We start from the raw sequence: 5223 nt of genomic DNA, 5'->3' as shown, positions 1-5223 counted from the left end.
GCCCGGCGCCAAGGTGGCCACCTTTACTGTGGCCGGCGCGGTGCGGCGCGGGCTGCAGGCGGCGGGCTTCGAGGTGGAGAAGCGCCCCGGCTTCGGGCGCAAGCGCGAACGACTGGCGGCCTGGCTGCCGGGCGAAGCGCCGGCGCGGGCGCGGCCAACCGTGGCGGTGGTGGGCGCGGGGATCGCGGGGGCCAGCGCCGTGCGGGCGCTTGAGGCGCTGGGGCTGGAGCCGGTGCTGTTCGAGGGCGAGGCGCCCGGGGCCGGCGCCTCCGGCAATCCGGCCGGCCTGGTGACGCCCCGGCTGGATGCGGGGCTTGGGCCAGTGGCGGAGCTGGGGGCGCGGACCCTGGCGCGGGCCAGGACCCTCTATGACGCCCTCCCCGGCGCGGTGATCGCGAGCGGGGTGCTGCAGCAGGCGGGCGAGGCCAAGGACACCGACCGGTTCGCCAAGATCGCCGCCAGCGACCTGTTCGAGCCCGGCGAGATGGTCGCCACCGCCGAAGGCCTGGAGATGTCCGGGGCGCGGGTGATCAGCCCCCGCGCCGTGCTGGCCGCCTGGGCGCCCCAGGTGCGGACCGAAAAGGTCGGCGGGCTGGCGCGGGACGGCGAGGCCTGGCGGCTGCTGGACAATGAGGGCTTCGAGATCTGGCGCGGCGACGCGGTGATCCTGGCCAACGGCCCGGACCTGGCCCGGCTGTGGCCGCAGGTCACCCTGACCCCCACAAGGGGACAGGCGAGCTGGACCCTGGACCCGGCCCAGGTGCGGCCGAGCGCCTGGGGCGGCTATGCGATCCCGACGGGCGCGGGCCTGTTGTTCGGGGCCACTCACGACCGGGACGACACCGCGACCGAGGTGCGGGACGAGGATCACCGGCGCAACCTGGCCACCCTGGCCCAGGGTCGCCCTGAGCTGGCGGCCGGGATCGATGCAGGAGGCCTGAAAGGTCGGGCGAGCGTGAGGGCGGCCACCCAGGACCGCCTGCCCCTGGCGGGCGCCCTGGCCCCGGGTCTCTACGCGCTGGGCGGGTTCGGCTCACGGGGCCTGGCCATGGCCCCCTTGCTGGCCGAACATGTGGCGGCGAGGATCGCGCATTCGCCCTCGCCCCTGCCCCACCATCTGTCCGCCCTGGTGGAGCCGGAGCGGTTCCGCATCCGGGCGGCGCGGCGGGGCCGTATTTCCGACGCGACCCCGGCCTAGTCTCACCGCTCCTCGGCGGGGCGGCCGAGGCCACCGAAAGCCAAATAGGAGTTGAGCCTCATGCGAAAGTTCATCCTGACCGGCGCGCTGGCCGCCGGCGCCCTTGTCACCCTCGGGGCGGCTGGCCCCGCGCCCAAGCAGGACCGCTGTTTCTGGACCCAGAGCGTCAACGGCTTCACAGCCCCGGACGACAAGACCGTCTATGTGAAGGTGGGCGTGAAGGAGACCTGGCGCCTGGACCTGTTCGGGACCTGCCCGGATGTGCGCTGGAACACCGACATCGCCCTACTCTCGCGGCCCGGCTCGTCGATCTGTTCAGCCCTGGACGCCACCATCATCACCAATGGCCCGACGGGGCCGCAGCGCTGCCAGGTGAGCAAGATCACCAAGCTGACCCCGGAAGAGGCCGCGGCCCTGCCGGCCAAGTCCAGGCCCTGATCCCGGCATAAAAAAGCGCCGCCTCCTTTCGGGGGCGGCGCCAGGGATCTTAAGGGGATTGCGCGGCGACCAGAGCCGCCGCGCTGGTCGTCCTAGAAGCGCTTCTTCACGCCGAGCTTGATGACGCGGCCCAGCGGGTTCCCGTTGGTCAGGTCGTAGTTGTAGTAGCTCTGAGCGAAGGGCGGATCGGTATCCAGCACATTCTGGATCGAACCGGTGACCGTCGTATCCCAAGGCAGGTCGACCGTCAGAGTGAGGTCGTGCTGGAAGTAGTCGTCCAGCTTGCCAACGCTCTGATAGGTGCCGGTGCCGTAGTTGTACCGGCAGTCGGCGGTGAGGCCGGCGCTGGCGTCGCCCGCGCAGACCGGACCGGCCAGGGTGGTGCCTTCACGATACAGCAGCTGGTAACGCAGGTTCCAGTTGTCAGCCCGCAGGTTGATGAAGGCGTTGGCGCGCAGCTTCGGGTACGAGAAGAACTCGCCCGTCAGGTCGTGCAGGCCGGCGCGATCCACCGCAGGCGCGATGGTGATCGAGGAGTCCTCGAGCAGGGTCACGGCGCCGCGCTTGTATTCCTTCAGGATCGACGCCTCGGCGCCGACCGTGGCGCGAGCGCCCCACAGGTCCATGCCGAAGACGTTGTCGAAGTCGTACTGAGCCCGGACGTCGAAGCCCGAGGTCTTGGTCTGCGGACCGTTCACCCAGCGGATGGTCTCCTGCAGCACGTTGGCCTGGCTGCAGACGCCGTTCGCGAACACGAAGCGGGCGGCGAGCGCCGGCTTGGCGCAGGCGCCGGCTTGACCCAGGGTCGCGAAGAGCTGCGACGGGTCTTCCTGGATCAGCTCGTCCTGGAAGTCGAACTTGTAGTAGTCCAACGACGCCGAGAAGTTGCCCAGGTCCAGAATGACGCCCAGGTTCAGGGTGTCAGCGGTTTCCGGCTGCAGATCCGGGTTGTTGACGATCAGCGCGCCGCGGTAGGTGCCGCCCAGCTGACGAACGCCCTTGGTGCTGCCCGGCGCGACCATGGTCGGCGGCGGAGCGCGGAAGGTCGAGCCGGCGGTGGCGCGGAACGCCAGCCAGTCGGTGGCCTGCCACTTGGCCGAGATCTTCGGGTTGGTGGTCGAGCCGACCTGGCCGCCGAAGTCTTCGTGACGGACCGCCACATTGACCTCGAGGTTGTCCAGCACCGGCAGCTTGAACTCGGCGAAGGCGGCGCCGACGCGACCGTCAACGTCGTAGTCCTTCTGGGCCCCGAAGAAGATGAAGGGGCCGACCGGGTTCGGGCACTGGCCTTGCTGGCCGTCGATGGAGTCGACGCAGGGCGTGGCCCCGACATCGCCCAGGTCGGACCAGTCGTCGACGTTGCGCTCATAGCGATACTGAGCGCCGGCCGCCCAGGCGATGTTGCCGCCCGGCAGAGCGATCGGGGTCTCGCCGCTCACGACGGCGTCGGCCACGATGATCTGGTTGGTGGAGATCTGGGTGTACGAGCCGTACAGCCAGGCCAGCATGGCCTTATCATTCGCCACGGCCGAGTTGTAGAACGGGTTCGAGGCCCCGGTGATGGCGCTGGTGGCGATGCCGTTCGAGAAGGGGTTCAGCCACTTGCAGTTCCCCTGGCCCGGCGTGCCGGTGCGCCAGTCGCAGTTCGGACCGCCCAGGCCGTTGAAGGCCCGCTGGATGCGGTTCACGAGCAGGTCGTTGGTGACGACGTTGCTCTGCACTTCCATGAACAGCAGGTTGGTGTCCCAGTTGATCCCGCTGAGCATGCCCTCGGTGAACTTGCCCTTCAGGCCAGCCGAGATCCGCCAGGAGGTCCGCTGGATGTCCTGGTGGTCGGCGCCGTCAGAATTGGTCGGGTGACCTTCGACGCCGATCAGACGCCAGGACGCCTGGCTGGTGGTGACGCCGCCGGCCATGGCGGCGCACTGGGCCGCCGACAGCGGCGCGGCGCAAGCGGTCCGCAGGGCGATCAGGCCTGGGTTGTTGGCCGGGACGAAGTAGCGGGTCTGGTTGTTATAGCCCGGCGCCGCCGTCGAACCCGAGGTGTTGGCCGTCGGGAACTGGGTGGTCAGGTTGGCCGGCGAGATCCGCTGATCCGGAACGTCGGAGCGGTTCCAGAAGCCTTCGGCGTGGAAGTCGATGTTGTCCGACAGCTGGAAGTTCACTTCGCCGTAGAGCTGGTAGTGATGCTCTTCGTTCACCAGGTCGTTGAAGTGGGTGAACTGGTAGCGGCAGAGCGCGGCGTTGCCGGCGGCCGTCGTGGTCGGCTTCAGGGTCGCGGTCAGCAGCTGCGAGCCCAGCTCATTACAGCCGTTGTCGCGGAACAAGGTGGCGCCCGACGGGGTGCCATAGACGCCCGGGCTCGCCGAGCCCGACCAGCCGCCGTAGAACACCGACTCGAAGGGAACCCGCGCGAAGTCGCGGTCATCGACCGCCAGGCGGCCGCGTTCGCGGTAGCCCGCGGTGAACAGCACGTTGCCGGCGTCGAACTGGTGTCCATAGGCCAGGGACGCATCCCAGTCGCCGCTGGAGTCCTTGATGTAGCCGTAGTTGCCGTTGAACTCGAAGCCTTCGAGGTCCTTGCGGGTGATGAAGTTCACCACGCCGGCGATGGCGTCCGAGCCGTAGGTGGCGGCCGCGCCGTCCTTCAGGATTTCGATCCGGCCGATGGCCGCCGTCGGGATGACGTTCAGGTCGGCGCCGCCGCCCTGGAAGGCCGCGGCCGTGGAGTTGGCCAGGCGGTGGCCATTCATCAGCACCAGGGTGCGCGAGGAGCCGAGGCCGCGCAGGTTGATGGAGGCCGAACCCGCGCCGCCGTTATAGCGGTTGGATTCACCGAGCGAGGATTGGGCCGAGGTCACCGTCTTGACGAATTGGACGATGGACGGCGAGCCCTGCTTGGCCAGTTCCGCCGCGCCGACCACGTCGACCGGCTGGGCGCCCTTTTCAGAGGTGCCGGCGATGAATGAGCCGGTGACCACCACCTCTTCGACCGTTGTTGCGCTGGCGTTGGTCTCGGCGGCGAAGGCCGAGCCCGCGAAGGCCAGAGCGACGGCGACTGCAGAGCCGCCGCAGAAATATCTGCTTTTTGACATCTATGTTTCCTTTCCCCCTCGTGCGGCCGGCGCCCTTGTTCAAATGCCGGAAGCCTTGTGGCCGCAGAGTCGCCTGATCATCCGGCGCCCGGTCCAGAAGCGCCATACCGTTGCGGCAGGATGTTGCGGCGCCGAAATAGAGCCGCCTCAGTCCGCCTTTTTTGACGTACGGGTCAATTCGGCGCGCGCGCATCATACCGGGTTGTCAAAAAACCGCAGCGCGGGGCCCACTGGCGTCTCTGTAACAAGTCTTTCTGGGCGAAATCGACGTTCGCGCCGAAAACCGGCCGGCGTCCGGATGATACGGCTTGCTCAAAAACAAACCGACCAGACCGCCGCCAAATGGGAGCGCTGCAGCGTGACGGGTGTTGCATGTTTGCGGCGCCTGCAAAGAAAAAACGCCGCCGGACAGGCCGGCGGCGCAAGGCGCACGGGACCGGCGAGCTTTCGCCGGCCGGAAAGCCCCGCCGGCCAGAGCCGGCGGGCGCGGTG

The 5223-nt window shown here is 68.7% G+C and carries 4 protein-coding genes; 2 read left to right on the top strand and 2 right to left on the bottom strand.

From position 1 onward, the window contains the following. On the top strand, positions 1 to 1198 hold a 1198-nt coding region (locus ACE3TA_RS22480), incomplete at its 5' end, for an FAD-dependent oxidoreductase (protein WP_374576560.1). Positions 1199 to 1258: 60 nt separating this feature from the next. Next, positions 1259 to 1636, top strand: a complete 378-nt coding sequence (locus tag ACE3TA_RS22475; protein WP_374576559.1) for a DUF6491 family protein — start codon at positions 1259 to 1261, stop codon at positions 1634 to 1636. A gap of 92 nt (positions 1637 to 1728) precedes the next feature. Here ACE3TA_RS22475 and ACE3TA_RS22470 read toward each other — a convergent pair whose 3' ends face one another. Both ACE3TA_RS22470 and ACE3TA_RS22465 read right to left on the bottom strand, forming a co-directional pair. After that, a complete protein-coding gene (locus ACE3TA_RS22470; protein WP_374576558.1) occupies positions 1729 to 4731 on the bottom strand; it encodes a TonB-dependent receptor plug domain-containing protein in 3003 nt (1000 codons plus the stop codon). A 312-nt stretch (positions 4732 to 5043) separates the two neighbouring features. Beyond that, a partial coding sequence (locus ACE3TA_RS22465) for a hypothetical protein (protein WP_374576557.1) occupies positions 5044 to 5223 on the bottom strand: 180 nt, incomplete at its 5' end.

The organism is Phenylobacterium sp., assembly GCF_041916435.1.
Lineage (GTDB): Bacteria > Pseudomonadota > Alphaproteobacteria > Caulobacterales > Caulobacteraceae > Phenylobacterium.
Note: the sequence above shows the minus strand (reverse complement) of the source record. Positions and strands in the feature narration are given on the sequence as shown.